The organism is Nostoc sp. NMS2 (assembly GCF_017115105.1).
Lineage (GTDB): Bacteria > Cyanobacteriota > Cyanobacteriia > Cyanobacteriales > Nostocaceae > Nostoc.
The window spans coordinates 63,256-83,637 of record NZ_JABXKH010000058.1 but is presented as its reverse complement, the minus strand read 5'-3'; the positions used below and the strand labels follow the sequence as shown (position 1 = coordinate 83,637).

The window sequence follows — 20,382 nt, the reverse complement described above, 5'->3', positions numbered from 1 at the left end:
CTTCGGCTACGCTCAGGACAGGCTCGGCACAAGTCGCTCAGTACAAGTGCCCAATTCCCAATTCCCAATGCCCAATACTTAATTTTTCAGGAGAATGAAACCATGATTAATGCCAAACTTGCTGCACAATCTCATCCAAATCACCAGACAATCGTTAAAATTTCAGAAAAAGTCGCTTTCGGAGGCGAAGAACTGGTAATTATCGGCGGGCCCTGTACCGTTGAAAGCTTAGAACAAATGGAGATTGTCGCCCAAAAGCTATCTACTGCATCGGTGCAGGGATTGCGTGGCGGTGTTTACAAACCTCGCACATCTCCATACGCTTTCCAGGGTATGGGTGAGGAAGGATTGAGGATTTTGGCAAAGGTGCGATCGCAGTACAATATGCCAGTTGTCACTGAGGTGATGTCAATTTCTCAAATTGAAGTAGTTGCCGCCCACGCTGATATGCTTCAAGTTGGTAGCCGCAATATGCAAAACTTCGACTTGCTCAAAGCTTTAGGACAAGCTGGTAAACCAATACTACTCAAACGTGGTTTAGCCGCGACTATTGAAGAATTCGTCATGGCTGCTGAATATATTCTTAGCCACGGGAATCCTGATGTGGTGTTGTGCGAAAGAGGTATCCGCAGCTTCGATGATTACACTCGCAATGTCCTAGATTTAGGGGCAGTGGCAGCACTTAAGCAAATAACTCACCTGCCTGTGATTGTAGATCCTTCCCATGCTGTCGGTAAACGGGAACTGGTAGCACCTGTGGCTAGAGCTGCGATCGCTTGCGGTGCAGATGGATTAATTATTGAATGTCACCCAGAACCAGAAAAATCTGTTTCTGATGCCCGTCAAGCACTCTCTTTAGAAGATATGGTGCGTTTAGTTGATAGTTTAAAGCCTGTAGCAACAGCCGTTGGGCGCAATATATCAAATGTCGGGGCGGGTTTATCACCTGCCCCAATTTTTTGTGCTGCTTAAATTTTGTCATTTGTCATTAGTCATTAGTCATTGGTACTAATGACTTTGATTTACCCACGGCTTTTTATCAAAATGAGCGATCGCGGCAGGTGTTGGGAAGACTTGCGATGTTTTTGTAGCTGTAGGATGAGTCAAAATATTTATTTTGGCTGAACGACAAACTGCGATGTCTACGGTGGTCACTGAGCTTGCCGAAGTGCGGTAAACTACGCCTTCGTAAAATAAAGTAACAAGAACTTAACAGCAATTTCTCTCCTAAAGGGGTAGGCGAAAAAAACAATTATTAGTACACTAATGTTTAGCTTAACTAACATTCTGCTTATCTAATTAGAATTAATCGCAACCAACCATTTTGCAAAAAATGCGATGTCTAACGACAAGCTAGTACGTGTATGTGCTTCCCCTTTCCCCAAATTGTTAATATGCGCCATTTAGTCCCTATTCAGACGATAAAGCCTTCGTCCTTGGCTGCTCAAACTATTTTTAGCTTTCATAACGTTATTCAAAGAGGACGATTTTCACTACTTGTATTAGGTTTAACTTACTTGTGTGCTGCCTGTAATGCTTCCGAAGCCCAATCAAGTGGAAAAGAAGCAGGAAAAAATCGAGCCGTGCCAGTGGTGGTTGCCACTGCGACTCAAAAAACGATTCCAATACAGTTATCGGCTACGGGGACTGTTGAAGCATATTCTACGGTATCTGTCAAGTCTCAAGTTGGTGGACAGCTGACTGGAGTCTATTTTCAGCAAGGACAGAACGTTAAGAAAGGAGACTTGTTATTTAAAATTGATTCTCGCCCTCTACAAGCCGCGCTGATGCAAGCGAATGCTGCCAAAGCTAAAGATTTGGCTCAGGTGAAACAGGCACAGGCTAATGTGCTAAAAGCGATCGCTCAAGTGAACCAGGCAAAAGCGAATGTAGTGAAGGATAAGTCCCAGGCAACAAATGCAAATGTGCAGGCTCAACGTTATGCTAGTTTGCTTAAGCAAGGGGCAATCAGTAAAGAACAGTCCGAACAGTATCAGACTACTGCTGATGCTCAACAGGCAACGGTGAAAGCAGATCAAGAGGGAGTAGCAAATGCTCAGGCTGCGGTGGCGGCAGCCCAAGCAGATGTACAAAATGCGGCTGCGGTGGTAGTTGCAGATGAAGCTGCGATCGATAATGCCAAAGTTCAGCTTTCTTATACTTCCATCTACTCACCAATTGCTGGACGCACGGGTAGTCTGAAGCTAAATCAAGGCAACTTGGTAGAGACGAATGCCACCGATCCGCTAATTATAATCAGCCAAATTCGCCCGATTTACGTTAACTTTTCCATTGCCCAGCGACTGCTGCCAGATATCAAAAAATACAGTGCTAATAACGGCAAGTTAGAAGTCGATGCTTTACCTCCTAAAGACGCAGGGAGGCCAGTCCGAGGCGAACTTACCTTTGTCGATAGTGGAGTCAATACCCAAACAGGCACAATTCAACTTAAGGGTACTTTTGCCAACGCTGACGATCGCCTGTTTCCGGGGCAGTTTGTTAATGTAGTCCTCAAACTAAGCGAAGAACCAAATGCCATTACCGTGCCTTCTCAGGCCGTACAGAGTGGACAGCAAGGACAATTTGTGTATGTAGTCAAACCCGACAAAACAGCAGAAATGCGGACAATTACCGTCGGCGACACCGTTGAGAACGAAACCGTAATTAAGCAAGGCTTGAAACCAGGTGAGCAAGTAGTCACTGATGGACAATTCAACCTAGTAGCTGGTGCCACAGTCGAAGTGAAACCGGAAGTAGGAAGCAGAGGGAGAGGGGAGCAGGGGGCAGGGGGGCATACTTCGACTACGCTCAGTAACCGGGGGGCAGGGGGGCAGGGGAGCAGGGAGCAGGGGGGCAGGGGAGCAGAGGTGATGGAAAAAATAACAAATGACCAATGACCAATGACAAATGACCAATGACAAATGACAAATGACAAATGACTCACTACTAAAATGAACATTTCCGAGCTATTTATCCGGCGACCAATCATGACAACCTTAGTTATGGTTGGCATTTTGATATTTGGGCTGATCAGTTACCAACAGCTACCCGTTAGCGACTTGCCCAATGTAGATTATCCAACACTCCAGGTAACAGCTAATCTGCCCGGAGCTAGTCCAGAAACGATGGCTGCCTCAGTCGCAACTCCCTTAGAGCAGCAGTTTTCGAGCATCGCGGGATTGAGTTCGATGAACTCTACCAGTTCTTTGGGTACTACACAGTTGACGCTGCAATTTGACCTGAATCGGGATATTGACGGTGCAGCCCAAGATGTCCAGTCTGCGATCGCTAAGGGAGCAAAGCAGTTACCTACAAATATGCCTAATCCGCCATCTTACCGAAAGGTAAATCCGGCGGATCAGCCAGTTCTTTACATCTCCCTCAATTCGTCTATTCTGCCTCTCTCAACTGTAGACAAGTACGCTGAGACATTGCTAGCACAACGCCTGTCAATGGTGGATGGGGTGGCACAAGTGCAGGTGTTTGGTTCCCAAAAGTACGCGGTACGAATTCAGCTTGACCCGGAATCGCTGAGTGTCAAAGGCATAGGAATTGATGAAGTAGCTGATGCGATCGCTAACGGAAATGTCAATCTGCCTACGGGGACACTTTACGGTAAGCAGCAGAATTCTACAATTCAAGCAAACGGTCAACTCAACGATGCCGCCAGCTATCGCTCCCTAAGTGTGGCTTATCAGAACGGCGCACCAGTGCAGCTAGGAGAACTAGGTCAAGTTCTGGACAGCGTGGAAAATGACAAGATCGCAAGCTGGTATTTTCCTGTCAAGAAAGAGAGCAAGGGAGCAGAGGAGCAGGGGAGCAGGGGAGCAGGGGAGCATACTTCGACTACGCTCAGTAACCGGGGGAGCAGAGGAGTAGGGGAGCAGGGAGCAGGGGAGAAATCCTCAATCCAAAATTCTGGCGTGCGGGCGATCGTTCTGGCAATTCAGCGCCAACCGGGAACTAATACCGTTCAAGTGGTGGATGCGATCAAGAAACTCCTACCCAGCTTCCGCACACAGATTCCGGCGGCTGTGAACATGGATATTCTCTACGATCGCTCCCAGTCAATTCGGGAGTCGGTGGATGATGTACAATTCACGCTGCTACTCACCATCGCTCTGGTGGTGCTAGTAATCTTTCTGTTTCTCCGCAATATCTCTGCTACTGTTATTCCCAGTTTGGCAGTACCGCTTTCGATTGTAGCGACTTTTGGAGTCATGGTACTACTGGGCTTCTCACTCGATAACCTGTCACTGATGGCGTTAACCCTTTCAGTAGGTTTCGTAGTAGATGATGCTGTAGTCATGCTGGAAAATATTGTCCGCCACATGGAAATGGGCGAAAGCCGCATGGAAGCAGCCCTAAATGGTTCTAAAGAAATTGGTTTCACAATTTTATCTATGACCATTTCTTTAGTGGCAGTATTTATCCCGATACTGTTCATGGAAGGCATTCTGGGGCGACTGTTCCGTGAGTTTGCCGTTACTATTAGCGTTGCAATCTTGGTATCTGGCGTAATTTCCCTGAGCTTGACACCAATGCTGTGTTCGAGATTTTTGAGTCCACCTCATCATGAGGGAGATGAGGGGGATGAGGGGGAAATTCCTAATTCGCAATCTAAAATCCAAAATCCAAAATCCAAAATCCAAAACTTTAATCGTCGTCTGTACAACTTTTCAGAAAACGTCTTTAATGTGATATTGGGTGGCTACGATTGGAGTTTGAAGAAATCACTCAAGTATCACCGCACAACGATGGTGATTTCGGGAGCGATTCTTGTCGCCACAGTGTATCTATTTATAATTGTGCCTAAAGGGTTTGTTCCCAACGCAGATGTTGGACAAATTACGGCAACTACCCAGGCATCAGAGGATATATCCTTTGATGAGATGGTAAAACATCAACAGGCTGTAGCTGCGATCGCTTATCGCGATCCTAATGTCGATTCCATCAACTCCAGTGTCGGGGCTGGCGGGCCAAATGCTTCCGCCAATGCTGGCAGAATTTTAATCGAACTCAAGCCCCGCAATCAACGCCGTCTTAGTGCTGATGAAGTTGTCCAGGAACTCCGACCGAAGTTGTCAGTTGTGCCTGGAATCAAGGTATTCTTACAAAATCCCCCAGCTATTAATGTGGGTGGACAACAAACAAAAGCGCAATATCAATTTACTCTGCAAAGTCCCAATATTCAGGAACTTTACCAGTATGCCCCAGCCCTGGAAAACAAGCTCCGCACCATGTCAGATTTGCAAGATGTCAACAGCGATTTGCAAATCAAAAATCCGCAAGTAAAAGTAGATATAAACCGCGACCAAGCTTCGGCTTTAGGTTTGACGGCTAATCAAATCGAAACTGCTCTGAGTAATGCTTATGGCACTCGCCAAGTTTCTACCATCTACGCCCCCGATAGCCAGTATCAAGTAATTATGGGCGTGGAACCAAAATATCAGCAAAATTCCAACGCCCTAGATTTACTCTCAGTTCGTGCCCCTAATGGACAACTTGTGCCTCTCAACGCCGTAGCAACCTTGAGTAAAGATGTGGGCCCCTTGACTATCAATCACAAAGGGCAGCTTGCTTCTGTCACCTTCTCCTTTAATCTCAAGCCAGGAGTGTCACTAGGTAACGTCACTGGGAAAATTGAGGAACTCGCCCGTCAAACACTGCCACCGACTATTAGTACAGGCTTCCAGGGTTCAGCGCAGGCATTCCAATCTTCGATTCAGGGTTTAGGGCTGCTACTGCTGATTGCCATTTTGGTGATTTATATCGTATTGGGGATTCTCTACGAGAACTTCATTCACCCACTGACAATCCTTTCTAGCTTACCCTCTGCTGGATTTGGGGCAATACTGACCCTGTTGCTGTTTCAAGTTGACTTGAATATTTACGCCTTCGTCGGCATTATTCTGCTAGTTGGCATTGTGAAGAAAAACGGGATCATGATGGTTGACTTTGCGATCGTCGCCCGTCACAACGGCAAAACCCCTTATGATGCTATCTATGAAGCCTGCTTAGTAAGATTCCGTCCAATTATGATGACGACAATGGCAGCACTCATGGGAACTTTACCAATTGCCCTCGGTTTAGGAGCCGGAGCAGATACACGTCGTCCCCTTGGTTTAGCAGTAGTTGGGGGGTTAGTGTTCTCGCAGTTCCTCACACTTTATTTAACACCCGTTTTCTACACCTACATGGAGTCTTGGCAAACCAAGCTGAAAAAACGCAGCTGGCGCAAACAGCCAATTTGACACTCCCCAAACTGAACAAATAACGCTTGGTTCATTTGTTCACTCCCTTCATTTGAGAGGGGAGTTTTTTATGTATCATAGTTATTTTTGATTAACTTTCCCATAATTGCGATCGCTGGGATTGGGTACTTGGTGCGATCGTAAATCCCCAGTCTCCAAACATCGAAGAACCGTATTGTGGAACTTGAGATCGGAGTTCAGAGGTGGATTCATCCAGTTCAAATACTCGCCAACGGAGATAAAAGGCTGAACAAGCCTTAGAGGTTGTTTGAAAAGTGTTTCGCTGTGACTTTGGGCACTTTTAGATCCCCCTAAATCCACGCCACTTGCTTCATTTGGGGAGACCCCAAGACCGCAGTGGCTCCCCGATAAATTGGGGGACTTTGATTCCGGTTCCCCCCTTTTTAAGGGGGGTTAGGGGGGATCTAGAACTTTTGATACCGATAAGGAGACTTTTCAAACATTCTCTTAAAATTGCAATACGCTTAAAATAAGTCTTTTTTCTCTCCCTGCTCCCTCTGCTTCCTTCACGCTCATATCAGTTTTGCTTAGAGGAATAAAGCCATGACTCAAGCCTTACGCAAACTAGTTACATTCGACGAATTTGTTGCTCAGTACTCAAACAACCCACAAAGACGTTATGAACTCCATGATGGAGTAATTGTTGAGATGGCACAACCAACAGGCGACCACGAAGAGGTTACAGGATTTTTGGTCAGAAAACTTAGTGTAGAATTTGACCGCTTAAATCTTCCCTATCTCATCCCAAAAACAGTATTCGTCAAACCGCTTGAAAACGAATCAGCTTATTCACCAGATGTCCTTATCCTAAATCAGCCTAATTTAATAAATGAACCTCTATGGAAAAAAACATCTACTGTAAGCCTTGCTGCATCCATTCCTTTAGTGGTAGAGGTAGTGAGTACTAATTGGCGTGATGATTACCACAAAAAATACGCTGACTATGAACAAATGGGAATTTCTGAATACTGGATTGTGGACTATGCCGCATTGGGTGGTAGGGAATTCATTGGCAAGCCAAAACAACCTACTATCTTGGTTTGCTGTTTGGAAGAAGGTGAGTATCTAATTAATAAATTTCGAGGTAATGACCGTATCCAATCACCAACTTTCCCAGAGTTGAATTTAACCGCAGAACAAATTTTTCGCGCTGGTGTAGTCAGCTAATACCATTTTGGATTTTGGACTTCGGCTTACCTCGGCTCCGCTCGGCACAAGTCGCTCAGTCGAACGATTTTGGATTTTGGATTATCAAAGAAGCAAATTTATACTTAATTTCAGCAACACTATCTAAAGTTTCAATTATGTCTGATGCAATTATTCAATCTGAATTATTGGATGACAAAGCTGATAAAGAGCAAAACCTCTGTCAGATTCTCAGCGTACAGGAGTTAAGTGTTCTAAACGATCGCTCCAATTCCAAAGGGCTAGTTCAACTGGTTTTGCACCTCACAGTCATGGTTTGCAGTGGCTATCTGTGGGCAACAAACTTTGGCAATTGGTCACTGGCTATACCAGCACTGGTAATCTACGGCTTCAGTCTGGCTTCCATGTTTGCACCGATGCACGAATGCGTTCACAGAACGGCTTTCGCTAACAATCGATTAAATCATGCTGTAGCTTGGTTTTCTGGCTTGCTCTCATTTTACAACAGCACATTCTTTCGTCGTTATCATAAATGGCATCATCGCTACACTCGCGTTCCTGACAAAGATCCCGAACTAACCGATCTCAAACCGAGTAATCTGGGTAAATACTTGTTGATAATTAGCGGTTTACCGTGGTGGTGGGGTAAAGTAAGCGGGCATTTTCAGGTAGCGACTGGTCAATTTGACGATTTTCCATTTGTGCCAGAAGCCGCACGAGCCGAAGTTATGCGCTCTACTCGATGGCAATTAGGTATTTATGTAAGTGCGATCGCAATTTCAATTGTAGTTAATCAGCCTTGGTTTTTCCTGTATTGGCTGCTACCCCTGCTTATCGGTCAGCCGATTCTCCGTTTCATTCTGCTAGCAGAACATACAGGTTGCACTCTTGACGCTAATCTGCTCACAAATACGCGCACAACGCTAACCCTTTGGCCTGTGCGATTTTTCATGTGGAATATGCCATTTCATGCAGAGCATCATTTATATGCATCAATTCCCTTTCATGCTCTACCAAAAGCACATCAGCAATTGAGCCAACACTTTACCCACATTGAACCTGGCTATCTGAGAGTCAACTGGAATATCATAATTAATTCGTAATTCGTAATTCGTAATTCGTAATTAGGACAAACGGAAAATTGCTGGCGTTGGTGATAAAGAAACTTTACTATCCCTCCCTAATCTCCATTCCCCTGTCACCTGTCACCTGTTCCCTATTCCCTTTGATTTTAATTTGCTCTAGACTCGACCTTAACGCACATTTATCAGATCATGAAGAATAATTAAGAAAAATGAGTATAGACAAATATGATAAAAATGCTCGCTGAAAACTTGATGGGAATTGAGGCAAGATTACAAATTAATTGGGTTTGGCTAAATGCCAGCTTACAGTTTGCTAGTTGGGCACTTTTTTCACTTTTACTCGCTGAGGTTTTGAGAGACAGCTACCATGCTTTGTGTCACCAAGTCAATTGGCTTGCTAAATGGCACAACAAACACCACATGGCCTATCGCCGCGATTTATCGATAGTCTCCATGAAAATTTACCAAGAATCGCAACTTTATCACGACATTTTAGAATCGAGTCTACTGCTGGTGGTATTGGTAGTCATTGCCTTAATTGTCCAACATAAGGGCTTATGGTTAGGAGTAGCTTATGGTTCCACCTTCTTGTATGGCGCGTCTGTACGATATTTCCAGGGAAAAATTGATACAGACTACAACCACCTACCCGGACCTTTAGAGACAATTCCATCCATTTGGTGGGTGAATCGGTCTTACCATTGGCGGCATCATTTTGATGATGTCAACGCTTACTACAGTGGTGTCTTTCCCTTAGTTGATAAAATTCTGGGCACAGGACTGTCTCTGAAAGGGAAAACCATCGCTTTAACCGGAGCATCAGGAGCGTTAGGGCAAGCTTTGGCGGCTGAACTTGTAAAGAATAATGCTAAAGTCGTGGCGTTAACGACTAATCCAGAAAAATTAGTAGAGCAAGTTGGGGTGAAGGTGATTCCCTGGCAATTAGGTAATGAAGCTGAACTGAGGAATAGTTTAGAGAAAGTAGATATTTTAATTATCAACCACGGAATCAATGTCTACGCCAGCCGCACGCCAGAGGCTATCAATTCCTCTTATGAGGTGAATACTTTTTCAGCATTGCGGTTGATGGATATATTTTTGACAACTGTAACAGGGCCACAAGCAAAAGCAACCAAGGAAATTTGGGTAAATACTTCTGAAGCTGAGGTTTCTCCAGCGCTGAGTCCGCTTTATGAACTCAGCAAAAGATCGCTAGGTGATATTGTTACTCTCAAGCGTTTGGATGGGGATTGTGTAATTCGCAAGTTAATTCTTGGCCCGTTTAAGAGTCAACTTAATCCTTATGGAGTGATGTCTGCACAACAAGTTGCTCGTGCTATTTTATTTTTCGCGCGGCGAGACTTCCGAAATATTATTGTGGCAATAAATCCTCTCACCTATCTGCTGTTTCCCTTAAAAGAAACTAGTACGTCGCTATACTATCGAGTCTTCAGCCGGACAGCGAAAAGTGAACAAGACTTAAGCAAACAATAGCTGCAACCCTTATTTTCAGGTAGGGGCAATTCATAAATTGCCTATGAAAAAAATCTTTTGCTGACATACAAACTTACAATAACACTCTCCATCCTAATACGGTTCGGTTAAGGCAAGACGCGATAAATCGCCGTCTCTACAAAGGACTAATTATTGTAAAGACGGCGATTTATCGCGTCTTTGCGATCTAGGGCGTGTCATCAAAAAACCTTATCCGAACCGTATTGCCCCTTTATCCTATTATATCCTCTCTCTATGGCTCTACATCTCTGCGAGAGAAACACAAAAAAAGGGATAAGCCCAAAAGCCTATCCCCGAAAAAATCAACTAATCAATGTATCAAGTTCCACTTGTCCAAGAATTGATGTACTCAATTTGGTCTGCTGTTAGGCTATCAATTTTGATCCCAATAGCTTGTAACTTCAATCGAGCAATTTCTTGATCGACTTCAACAGGAATTGAGTGCAAACCAGGTTGCAACTTACCTTTATTTTTCACCAGGAATTCACAAGCCAAAGCTTGGTTTGCAAAACTCATGTCCATAACTGCGCTGGGGTGTCCTTCAGCCGCAGCTAGGTTAATCAAGCGTCCTTGTCCGAGAACGACAACTGATTTACCATTTTTCAACTTGTACTCTTCGGTGAAAGGACGAACTTCTTTGATTTCTTTAGCTTGTGCAGCCAAGTATTTCAAATCAAGTTCTAAGTCAAAGTGACCAGAGTTACAAACGATCGCACCATCTTTCATGACATCGAAGTGTTCACCACGAACGACGTGCTTGTTACCAGTCACAGTGATAAATATATCACCTTGGGTTGCAGCTTCAGCCATTGGCAGGACGCGGAAGCCATCCATTACGGCTTCAATTGCCTTGATGGGGTCGATTTCGGTGACGATGACGTTAGCACCCATCCCACGGGCGCGGAGGGCTGTACCTTTACCACACCAGCCATAACCGACGACGACAATGTTTTTACCAGCCAACAAAATGTTTGTGGCGCGGATAATGCCATCTAGAGTTGATTGCCCAGTACCATAGCGATTATCAAAGAAGTGCTTGGTGTCGGCATCGTTGACGTTGACTGCCGGGAAGGTGAGTACGCCTTCTCTAAACATGGCGCGTAGCCGCACGATACCAGTGGTGGTTTCTTCGGTGCTACCAATCAAATCAGCAATTTGGTGTTGGCGGTGTTGGATTAAAGCCGCAACTACATCGCTACCGTCATCAACAATAATGTTGGGGCGATGATCTAAAGCTATTTGAACGTGGCGGTTATAAGTTTCGTTATCTTCGCCTTTTTGAGCAAAGACAGGAATTTCATGATCGAGGACGAGGCTAGCGGCTACGTCATCTTGCGTTGATAAGGGGTTGCTAGCAATTAAAAGTGCGTCTGCACCACCGGCTTTCAGAGCGATCGCCAAATGTGCTGTTTCTGTTGTAATGTGGGCACAAGCTACAAGGCGTAAACCAGCGAAGGGCTTTTCGATAGCGAAGCGATCGCGAATTTGCTTCAAAACTGGCATTTCGCGTCCAGCCCATTCAATGCGCTGTCTTCCCAAGGCAGCTAGGCCGAGGTCTTTAACCTCGTGCTTTAATCGGGGAGAAGTTGCGGTCATCAAAAGTTACCTCAAAAAATTAAAAAAGTTACGTAAATTTTACGCACTCTACTAGGTTATTGTACAACTTGCGATTTTTGCTTGAAAGAAAGCAAATCACTAGTCAACAGTCCTCAAAACTAGCTTGACGTTTGATTACCCTAATGTCAACTTCATCCCCAGGTTCTTTGTTTTTGTTTTATCTTTGGTAAGAGTAAGATTTTTCTCGGCTTTAATTACCGATTTTGGGTATATTGTCATCTACCTTTAGATAGATGAATAATAAAACAACATCAAAATTTCATTATCTAAAGAGAAAATCTCAACTTTAGATAAGTACATTTACTCAAAGCAATTGTGGAGGATGGTTATAGAAGTAGTCAAAATAATTCGTAATTGATAATTCGTAATTCGTAATTGTTACCCCACAACTGAAGTCGCTTGCTCTGAAAAAAGGAATTATGTTTTTTATCTCCATCCATGAATTGAGTTGCTCTGTCCATTAATTACGAATTACGAATTACGAATTACGAATTAGTAATTATTCGGTCAATAGTCAATTTTTTTCAAGGAGGTGTTTGAGTGCGTTTTCAATTTTTGGCGATCGCCAGTTCAATGGCCATAGCCGTTATATCTGTGCCAAAAGCCACAGCCCAGATTCCATTTTTACCACAACTGCAAGCTCCCATTAGTGTGAGTAATGATTCAAATAATCGGCTTGTTACAGGCTGGATTTATTTAGATGGTCGGCGGTTATTTCAGATAGCGGCATCAAAAAGCAACTTTCTTGAGCGTTCAGAAGATATCCAAAGGAAGTTGGAGAAAATTAGCCAAAATTACATTCAGTCACCAGCAAAAACAGCAGTCAAGGTAGAAGTTCGCAAAGTAAACGAATTACCAGTAATTTATGTCAACGGTCAATACCTGATGACCATCACTTCTGAAGATGCTGGATTGCGAGAGGTAGATATATCGACATCGGCAAATCAAATCGCGGAATCGTTACAAGAAGACTTGCAACAAGCAAAGCAAGAAAGACAAACTCAATTTTTAATCGACCAAGGTAAAATTGCTGCGGGCACAGGACTGGCAATGATTATCATGAGTTGGGGGATATATAGTTGGCAGCGCCGTTCCAAAAAAGATTCAGTACAACCCATTGCCTCCGAACCCCTTAGATGGCCTCTAAACTCCCCAATTTCACCAGCAGCAGCCCAACCAATTACAACACAACTGAATCAACAGCAACATCGGCATATTCAAGAAGTCAAAAGACGATTGTTTCAGCTAACTCAAGCCGGAATTTGGGGTAGTGGAAGTTTCTTTATCTTGGGTCTATTTCCCTACACACGACCATTTCAGCTAGGGATTCTCACAGCCGCCCAATTTCCTTTGCGATTGGGTGTTGTGTTCCTGGTAACTTACGTATCGATCCGTCTCATCTACGCCCTCATTGACCGCTTCACCACCACTCTAATTAGCAGTGGTGCTTTCTTGACTCCAGAAAGTTCTGAACGGCTGCAACTGCGAGTTTCCACATTTTCTGGTGTGACTAAAAGCATCGCTACTGGTATCTGCATAGGAGTAGGCTTCTTGCTAGCGCTGGTGTCATTAGGGATAGATATTGTTCCCTTACTAGCGGGTGTGAGTTTGGTTGGTGTCGCCGTGTCTTTAGCTTCGCAAAACTTAATTAAAGATGCGATTAACGGTTTCTTGATCATTCTAGAAGACCAGTATGCTTTAGGCGATGTGATTAATGTCGGAAACGTGGGAGGCTTAGTAGAAAATCTGAATCTGCGGATGACCCAACTGCGAGATTCTGAAGGGCGCTTGATCACCATTCCCAATAGTGAAATTAAAATTGTTGCCAATCTTTCTAGTCGTTGGTCACGAGCCGATTTAACGGTTCCCGTCGCTTACCAAGCAGATACAGAAGAAGCTTTGAAGTTGATTGAAACAGTTGCTTTCGAGATGAATCAAGAATCGCAATGGCAGCGTCAAATTTTGGAACCGCCCCAAGTTTTGGGAATAGATCAATTTGGCGATCGCGGTTTGATAATTCGTGTATGGATTAAAACACAGCCCCTTAAGCAATGGGATGTAGCACGAGAGTTCCGCCGCCGCCTGAAAGTTGCTCTAGACAAAGCCGGAATTTCTATTTCTGTACCTCAACAAGCGATTTGGGTCAATGACGATCAGTTGTTAAATTTTCAGAGTAATGGCAAAGCTAATTAGAAATTTGGATTCATTACCGCATTTTTCAGTTAATTAGACCAAATTCTGGGCAGAGGATGAGGGGGATGAGGGAGCAGGGGGACAAGGGGAACAAGGGGGACAAGGGGGACAAGGGGTAATTATTGAACAAGTCTCTCCCTTGTCTCCCCCCTCTCCCTTGTCTCTTCTTCATGCCCAATGCCCCATTCCCCATTCCCCATTCCCAATATCTAACACTAAACCTTAATAAATTCTTATATTAATAAAAAGCGACTCTCTACGTAACCAGAATTAAACTGTTCCTGGATTTATGTTTGTCAACACCTTCATCAAACGTCCAGTCTTAACTACAGTCTGTACGTTCATCATCTTGCTGCTGGGAAGCATCTGTATTCCCATCTTGCCAATTTCTCAGCTACCGGATCTCGCTCCGGTGCAAATCACCGTTAGCTCTAACAATATTGGTGCGGATGCTCAAACAACAGAAAGCACTGTCACCAATATTATCGAGCGACAAATTAATGGTGTTAAAGATGTATCTTATATATCTTCTAACACGGGTAATGATGGTTCCAGCAATATAACTGTCTCCTTCCCAACTAATGTTAATAGCGATATTGCTCAAGTAAACGTTCAAAATAAACAAGCACTTGCTTCACCTCAATTGCCAGATACTGTTCAAAGAACAGGTGTCACCGTTGAAACAGCATCAAGCAGTCTCCTTCTGGTTTATGGGTTTTACTCAGAAAATAATGAGTATGACAACATTTTTATCAGCAACTATGTTGACCTATATATTCTCGATCAGATCAAACGGCTTCCTGGTGTAGGAAGTGCCAGGGTTTTTGGGGAGCGCAAATATGCCATGCGTCTTTGGCTTGATCCTAACAAGCTTGCCCAACATCAACTAACTCCTCAAGATGTCACAACTGCCCTGCAACAACAAAACATTCAGGTGGGTGCAGGGGCGATTGGTAAGGAACCAGCACCAGATAATCAAAGCTTTGAATTTGCTTTACGGGCAACCAGTCGATTTAAAGATGCGGCTGAATTTGAGGATATGGTGCTGAAGGTGAGTCAAGGTGGCACTAATAGTACTACCAATGGCACTACAAATAGCACTACGAATAGTACTACTAGTAGCACCCTAGTTAAAGTTAGAGATGTCGGTCGGGTTGAACTGGGAGCAGAAAACTATCTAGCTGATGCCAAATTCACCATCCCAGGAAATGCTCCCAAGGCAGCCGTGGGTTTGGGGATATATCAACTTCCGGGTAGTAATGCCCTAGATGTTGCTCATGCTGTTGAAGAGCAGATTGTAGCGCTAGAGAAGAGTTTTCCCCCTGGACTAAAAGCACAGTTGGCATTTGATACCACTCCATTTGTGGAAATTTCTTTAGAAGAAGTTCTGCACACTTTGGTTGAGGCGATTATCTTGGTGGTCTTGGTAATTTTCGTCTTTTTGCAAGACTGGCGTACCACGATCATTCCCACTGTTGCGATCCCCGTTTCCCTGATTGGGACGTGTGCGGCTCTGTTGGTTTTAGGATTTCAGATTAATACACTGACCTTATTTGGTTTCGTTCTAGCGATCGGGATCGTTGTTGATGATGCGATTATTGTAGTGGAGGCAGTTGCAGTCAAACTGGAGCAGGGGATGAGGCCCTTTGAGGCGGCTGTCGAAGCGATGAAGGAGTTGACTGGGGCAATCATTGCCACTTCACTTGTCCTCATGGCGGTATTCATTCCCGTTGCATTCATTCCAGGCACTACAGGGATTGTCTACAAACAATTTGCGTTAACCGTTGCTTGCTCCATTGCCATCTCTACCTTCAATGCTTTAACATTCTCTCCAAGTATGGCAGCCATCCTCATGCGCCCTGCTCAGACTCCACGGGGCCCTTTGGGTTGGTTCTTTACGCAATTTAATCGAGGATTTTCTTGGTTCACACGGCGATATGTCGGGTTTGTTAGCTACCTTACCCATGTCAAGCCGATTGTAATTGGGGTTTTCATTACTGGTTTAGTAGCAACGGTTTTGATGTACAGAGCAGTACCTACCGGGTTTATTCCAGAGGAAGATCAAGGTTACTTCTTTGTAATTGTCCAAGGGCCAGATGGGGTTTCTTTGAAGTACACCGAATCTGTTATGGATCGGGTTGTCAAAGAAGTAACATCGGCTCCCGAAGTTAGAGCTAGTTTTATGATCAGTGGCTTTGGTTTCGATGGCAATGCTTCTAATTTAGGGATTGCCTTTGCTAATCTCAAACCTTGGAAAGAAAGAGCTAAAGAATCTGAGTCAGTTTATGGGATACTTCAGAGGCTGAACAAAAAGCTCTCTACAATTACAGAAGCTAGAGCGATCGCAGTGAATGCTCCCCCGGTTAGAGGGTTAAGTAGTACAGGTGGTTTTGAGTTTATCATTCAAGACCGAACTGGAAGTGCGCCCATTGAAACCCTGGTTGAAACTGCTCAAAAATTTATTGCGGCGGCAAATAAAAAGCCTGTTTTACAACGAGTTTTCACTCAGTTCACCGCAGACACTCCCCAATTTGACATTCAGGTAAACCGCAACCAAGCCAAAGCTCTTAATGTCGAGATTAACGATATCTTTGGGGCGTTGCAAACTTACTTGGGGTCGCAATATGTGAATAACTTTGTCCAGGGACAGCGACAGTATCGAGTATATGTCCAAGCAGATGGGGTTTTTCGCTCTAATCCAGATGATATTGGCAAACTTTATGTTCGCTCTGCCAATGGGGCGATGATTCCGTTGAGCAGTTTGGTGAAAGTTACTCCCTTTGTGGGGCCAAAAACCGTCTCCCATTACAACTTGTACCGATCAATCAAAGTCCAAGGCGCTCCTGCTCCCGGTTCTAGTTCTGGAGAGGCGATTAAAGCGATGGAGCAAGTAGCAGCAGAGGTCTTACCTCAAGGATTTGGTTATGAGTGGACAGGGACTTATCTCCAGGAGAAGACATCAGGGGGAGCTACGGGCTTGATTTTTGCTTTAGCGATCGTTATTGTCTTTCTGGTGTTATCGGCTCAGTATGAAAGCTACGTTGACCCGATCATTATTTTGCTGACAGTTCCTCTAGCAGTCTTGGGAGCGATGACGGCGATTTGGCTACGTTCCAATATTTTCATGGCAGGTAGTCTCTTTCCCAAAGTAGTAGATGATATCTATTGCCAAGTGGGTCTAGTAACTTTAATTGGTCTAGCTGCAAAAAACGCGATTTTAGTCGTGGAATTTGCTAATCAGCTGCATGAGCAGGGTATGAGCTACACGCGGGCGGCGGTGAAAGCGGGACAAGAGCGTCTGCGACCCATCTTAATGACTTCTTTTGCAGCGCTGTTAGGATTTTTGCCCTTGGTGATCTCTCAAGGGGCTGGAGCCAGCAGCCGTTGGTCTTTAGGAACAGCGCTCTTTGGGGGGCTGATGCTTTCAACGTTCTTGAGTTTGTTCTTGGTGCCAATTTTGTATATCTTAGTCAAGACCCTAGCTCAGTCTATATTTTCTCGCAAGCGATCGGGTGGCTCAAAACCTCCAGATCATCCTAATGAAGCTTCGGGATCTGAACATAGGGTTTTACCTGCTGGCTCAAGTCAGCCAGAGACACAACTTAGGTCTCAGCAAGACGGGATAACCTGATTTTTACCATCCTGTTCCTTTTCTCCGAACTTTAACGTGTAAACACAAGGCTTGCTCTAATTCCTCCTTTTTAAGGCTACGGTATACACACAAGTCTGCTCACCTGATTCCATATCGTTTTGATCCCCCCTAACCACCCTTTTTTAAGGGGGGAACTAGAATCAAAGTTCCCCAATTTATCGGGGAGCCACCGCGGTCTTGGGGAGCCACTGCGGTCTTGGGGAGCCACTGCGGTCTTGGGGGTTTCCCCCATGAGCAGGTGGCGTGGTTTCTCCCATGAGCAAGTGGCATGGATTTAGGGGGATCTCCAACGATTTTGGTTTTAGACAAAGATGTGTGTACACCGTAGCTTTTGAAGGAAGGTTAGAGATGATCAAGCCTTAACGCAAGCGTATTGTATTATGGGCGAAGCCTTAAGTAGTGAGAAAGTAATGTTCATAACATCTTCCAACTCTGATACCATTTTCTGTAATTTCCTGCTTGCTAAAAAAGTTAGTCGAATAGAAATTAAGTACTGAGATAAGGAAAAGTGAAATGGGACTGAGCGAAGGACTTTTGAACCCGACCAAAAAAGCTATGGTCGTAGATGAATGTTGCAACATGATAGAAGTACAGCTTGCATCCAAGTCAGGTATGAGCGGTATCGCTTTGAAAGCTGCCTTCGCTGCCCTGAAAGGAGTCAAGCCAGGGTATATCCCCTACGTAGTTGAGCAGATCCTGCCGCAGTGCTTCACCGCACTTGATCCTATCTGGAGTGAAGGTGTAGAGAAAGGCGATCCCATTGGACACCTGAGTGCAAATCGCTCTCATACGGCAGACGCGCTACTGGGTGTCACTGATGCTAGAGCCAAAAACGCCAAGCGCCAAATCGTGCGAGGAACCTATGAAAAACTTCGCGGTTCAGCCAAAAAGCACGTAGAAGAAGCTGTTCCAGACTTAGCTAAAGTAATTGATAATTACACTAAGGTTTGAGGTAGAAGAACGTATGCCGCTATTCAATGCGTCGATGGTTGGCATACGGGGCAGATATTAGACATCTTTGAAAATGAATGTAGAGACGTAGCACTGCTACGTCTCTACAAGGGTTCTGGATAAAACATATTTGATTTCTGGAGATGTCTATTATACTTTTAGCACTAAAGTGTTTGGCTAAGGTTTTAGAAATGACACATCTGCTAAACTTCCTGATATTTTCCGAGTTAGCTTGAAACAGCAAATAATCAGAAACTATCTGAATTATTGTTTTAATAGGCTTGCAATTATGAAAAAACTTACCGTTTTTCGATACCGCACTTATGGACTAATTGGGTTAATATCTTTAACCGCCGTATTAAGTACAACTACATCTGCTCTAACACAGTTAGCAAGCGATTCTCCAATTGAGCAAACTCCTATCCCTGCTTCTAACTTAATCTGGCCGACTCAAGGGTTTATTTCTCAAGGGTTTCGCAAATATCAACATGAAGGAATTGATATTGCAGGGGCATCTGGAACCCCAGTTGTTGCTGCTGCATCGGGTACTGTTATAAAAGCCGGTTGGGATAATTGGGGATTAGGCAATGCCATAACTATTAAACATCTTGACGGTAGCATTACTGTTTATGGTCACAATCGCCGTTTGCTGGTGAGCAAGGATCAACAGGTCATTCAAGGTCAAATTATTGCTGAGATGGGATCTACAGGCAATAGTACAGCACCTCATCTTCATTTTGAAGTCCATCCAAATGGTCTAATAGCAGTTGATCCCCTTCGTCTATTGACATCTTTAACTGCAAGTGTTTCGTCTGTTTCTAAAGTTCAGCAAGTGGATAACCCGAACCACACAGTCTCGACACCCCCAGTAGCAAAGCAAGTTTCACCTTCATTACCAATTCCAATCGGTATAAGCAGTGATACTAAGTGCAATGGAGTTACCATTATTGATGGTGAGACTGCAAATATTCGTGTAAAGGTCTGTGAAGAAAATGGTCAGTTATTTTATATTGGGCAGTTGAAGCAAGACTCAAGCAAGCCGATAAAAATAGCAGCTTTGAATATTGGTAAAGGCAGATATCGAGCAGATAATGGTAGTTTTTATTATTTAGTCAGCCCTGAAAGGGTGGAAGTTTGGCGAAATGGCACTCAAATGCGTTCTGACAAATTTTTTAACGAAGGCAGGAGGCAGGAGGCAGGAGGCAGGAGGCCGTTTTTGTAACGGGGATTTATGCCCATTAAACTACTCGCGCTAGCAGAACCAACAGAATTCGGAGGCAGGAGGCCGTTTTTGTGGGAGCATCCCAAATGTGCAAGTTTATTTTTATACGGGATTTTGGCTTAGAACAATAATGAAATAACGAACCGCCAAGGACGCCAAGAGCGCCAAGGAAAGAGGTTTTTACAGGGTTTTTGTGCCAGTCCTGTGCCTTTTGGCAAAATTGGGATGCTCCCGTTTTTGTAACGGGGATTTATGCCCCGCTCCAAAAACTTTTCGCCTTAAAAGGCGAGGTTTTAGACCCGATTGTTTCAATAAGAAGAATTCAGAACTCAGGAGTCAGAATTCAGTATGAATTGTGTACGAATGGGTAATGAATATTGGTTTAAAATTGTACTTCGTACCGCTACGCTAACACCCCATCTCTACGAGACGCACTCGCGTTCGTGGGCGAAACTAGTATTAAAGAAGTCGGAAGTCGGAATGGGCTACGCCCCGCTACGAAGAGAGGAAGTACAGTTTTGTAACGGGGATTTAGAACAAGACTTACATACTTGCGGCTTCTTAGAAGCCGGGGACTTAAACTTAAACCCGCCGAAGTTTGTTAAAAGAGATAACCAGAGCGTAGGAAGTCACTTATGCTGCTGACAGGGATATGTTCAACTTCACCAGATTTACGTTTGATAAGTATCAATCGCATTTGGTCATAAGTAATTTCCTATCGCTCTG

The 20,382-nt window shown here is 44.3% G+C and carries 13 protein-coding genes; 10 read left to right on the top strand and 3 right to left on the bottom strand.

What is annotated here, in order from left to right; all coding sequences use genetic code 11:
* The first annotated feature begins 102 nt into the window (after positions 1-102).
* The gene (gene aroF / locus HWQ36_RS11030) at positions 103-972 is read left to right on the top strand and encodes a 3-deoxy-7-phosphoheptulonate synthase (RefSeq protein WP_292701949.1); all 870 of its coding nucleotides are present in this window, start codon (positions 103-105) and stop codon (positions 970-972) included.
* 36 nt (positions 973-1,008) lie between these two features.
* Here the strand turns inward: aroF and HWQ36_RS11025 are convergent, their stop codons facing one another.
* A complete protein-coding gene (locus tag HWQ36_RS11025; protein WP_292701947.1) occupies positions 1,009-1,155 on the bottom strand; it encodes a hypothetical protein in 147 nt (48 codons plus the stop codon).
* A 239-nt stretch (positions 1,156-1,394) separates the two neighbouring features.
* Here HWQ36_RS11025 and HWQ36_RS11020 point away from each other — a divergent pair, with 239 nt between their 5' ends.
* Together HWQ36_RS11020 and HWQ36_RS11015 are read left to right on the top strand one after the other, a co-directional pair.
* Complete coding sequence (locus HWQ36_RS11020; RefSeq protein ID WP_292701945.1) at positions 1,395-2,897, top strand: efflux RND transporter periplasmic adaptor subunit; 1,503 nt, start codon at positions 1,395-1,397, stop codon at positions 2,895-2,897.
* Between the two features lie 54 nt (positions 2,898-2,951).
* A complete protein-coding gene (locus HWQ36_RS11015; RefSeq protein WP_292701944.1) occupies positions 2,952-6,254 on the top strand; it encodes an efflux RND transporter permease subunit in 3,303 nt (1,100 codons plus the stop codon).
* A gap of 81 nt (positions 6,255-6,335) precedes the next feature.
* Here the strand turns inward: HWQ36_RS11015 and HWQ36_RS11010 are convergent, their stop codons facing one another.
* A complete protein-coding gene (locus HWQ36_RS11010) occupies positions 6,336-6,575 on the bottom strand; it encodes a hypothetical protein (RefSeq protein ID WP_292701941.1) in 240 nt (79 codons plus the stop codon).
* A gap of 243 nt (positions 6,576-6,818) precedes the next feature.
* On the opposite strand from HWQ36_RS11010, the gene HWQ36_RS11005 reads away from it, so the two are divergent.
* The 3 genes from HWQ36_RS11005 (at position 6,819) to HWQ36_RS10995 (ending at position 10,000) form a co-directional block, all read left to right on the top strand.
* The gene (locus HWQ36_RS11005; protein WP_292701938.1) at positions 6,819-7,442 is read left to right on the top strand and encodes a Uma2 family endonuclease; all 624 of its coding nucleotides are present in this window, start codon (positions 6,819-6,821) and stop codon (positions 7,440-7,442) included.
* Positions 7,443-7,579: 137 nt separating this feature from the next.
* Positions 7,580-8,524, top strand: a complete 945-nt coding sequence (locus tag HWQ36_RS11000) for a fatty acid desaturase family protein (RefSeq protein WP_292701935.1) — start codon at positions 7,580-7,582, stop codon at positions 8,522-8,524.
* Between the two features lie 207 nt (positions 8,525-8,731).
* Positions 8,732-10,000, top strand: a complete 1,269-nt coding sequence (locus HWQ36_RS10995; protein WP_292701933.1) for a bifunctional sterol desaturase/short chain dehydrogenase — start codon at positions 8,732-8,734, stop codon at positions 9,998-10,000.
* Between the two features lie 339 nt (positions 10,001-10,339).
* Here the strand turns inward: HWQ36_RS10995 and ahcY are convergent, their stop codons facing one another.
* Entirely contained in the window at positions 10,340-11,617 is a 1,278-nt protein-coding gene (gene ahcY, locus HWQ36_RS10990) for an adenosylhomocysteinase (protein ID WP_292701929.1), read from the bottom strand.
* A 561-nt stretch (positions 11,618-12,178) separates the two neighbouring features.
* Here ahcY and HWQ36_RS10985 point away from each other — a divergent pair.
* From HWQ36_RS10985 to HWQ36_RS10970, 4 genes are all read left to right on the top strand, one after another.
* Complete coding sequence (locus HWQ36_RS10985) at positions 12,179-13,831, top strand: mechanosensitive ion channel family protein (RefSeq protein ID WP_292701926.1); 1,653 nt, start codon at positions 12,179-12,181, stop codon at positions 13,829-13,831.
* A 289-nt stretch (positions 13,832-14,120) separates the two neighbouring features.
* A complete protein-coding gene (locus HWQ36_RS10980) occupies positions 14,121-17,462 on the top strand; it encodes an efflux RND transporter permease subunit (RefSeq protein WP_292701923.1) in 3,342 nt (1,113 codons plus the stop codon).
* A 534-nt stretch (positions 17,463-17,996) separates the two neighbouring features.
* Positions 17,997-18,434, top strand: a complete 438-nt coding sequence (locus HWQ36_RS10975; protein WP_292701920.1) for a hypothetical protein — start codon at positions 17,997-17,999, stop codon at positions 18,432-18,434.
* Between the two features lie 289 nt (positions 18,435-18,723).
* Positions 18,724-19,656 (top strand): M23 family metallopeptidase, encoded by a 933-nt coding sequence (locus tag HWQ36_RS10970; protein ID WP_292701917.1) that lies wholly within the window; start codon positions 18,724-18,726, stop codon positions 19,654-19,656.
* The last annotated feature ends 726 nt before the right edge of the window (positions 19,657-20,382 follow it).

Bases quoted from the DNA above. Each gene is read 5' to 3' on its own strand.
- aroF (WP_292701949.1), top strand. From the start codon at position 103: ATGATTAATGCCAAACTTGCTGCACAATCTCATCCAAATCACCAGACA.
- HWQ36_RS11020 (WP_292701945.1), top strand. From the start codon at position 1,395: ATGCGCCATTTAGTCCCTATTCAGACGATAAAGCCTTCGTCCTTGGCT.
- HWQ36_RS11015 (WP_292701944.1), top strand. From the start codon at position 2,952: ATGAACATTTCCGAGCTATTTATCCGGCGACCAATCATGACAACCTTA.
- HWQ36_RS11005 (WP_292701938.1), top strand. From the start codon at position 6,819: ATGACTCAAGCCTTACGCAAACTAGTTACATTCGACGAATTTGTTGCT.
- HWQ36_RS11000 (WP_292701935.1), top strand. From the start codon at position 7,580: ATGTCTGATGCAATTATTCAATCTGAATTATTGGATGACAAAGCTGAT.
- HWQ36_RS10995 (WP_292701933.1), top strand. From the start codon at position 8,732: ATGATAAAAATGCTCGCTGAAAACTTGATGGGAATTGAGGCAAGATTA.
- ahcY (WP_292701929.1), bottom strand. From the start codon at position 11,617: ATGACCGCAACTTCTCCCCGATTAAAGCACGAGGTTAAAGACCTCGGC.
- HWQ36_RS10980 (WP_292701923.1), top strand. From the start codon at position 14,121: ATGTTTGTCAACACCTTCATCAAACGTCCAGTCTTAACTACAGTCTGT.
- HWQ36_RS10975 (WP_292701920.1), top strand. From the start codon at position 17,997: ATGGGACTGAGCGAAGGACTTTTGAACCCGACCAAAAAAGCTATGGTC.
- HWQ36_RS10970 (WP_292701917.1), top strand. From the start codon at position 18,724: ATGAAAAAACTTACCGTTTTTCGATACCGCACTTATGGACTAATTGGG.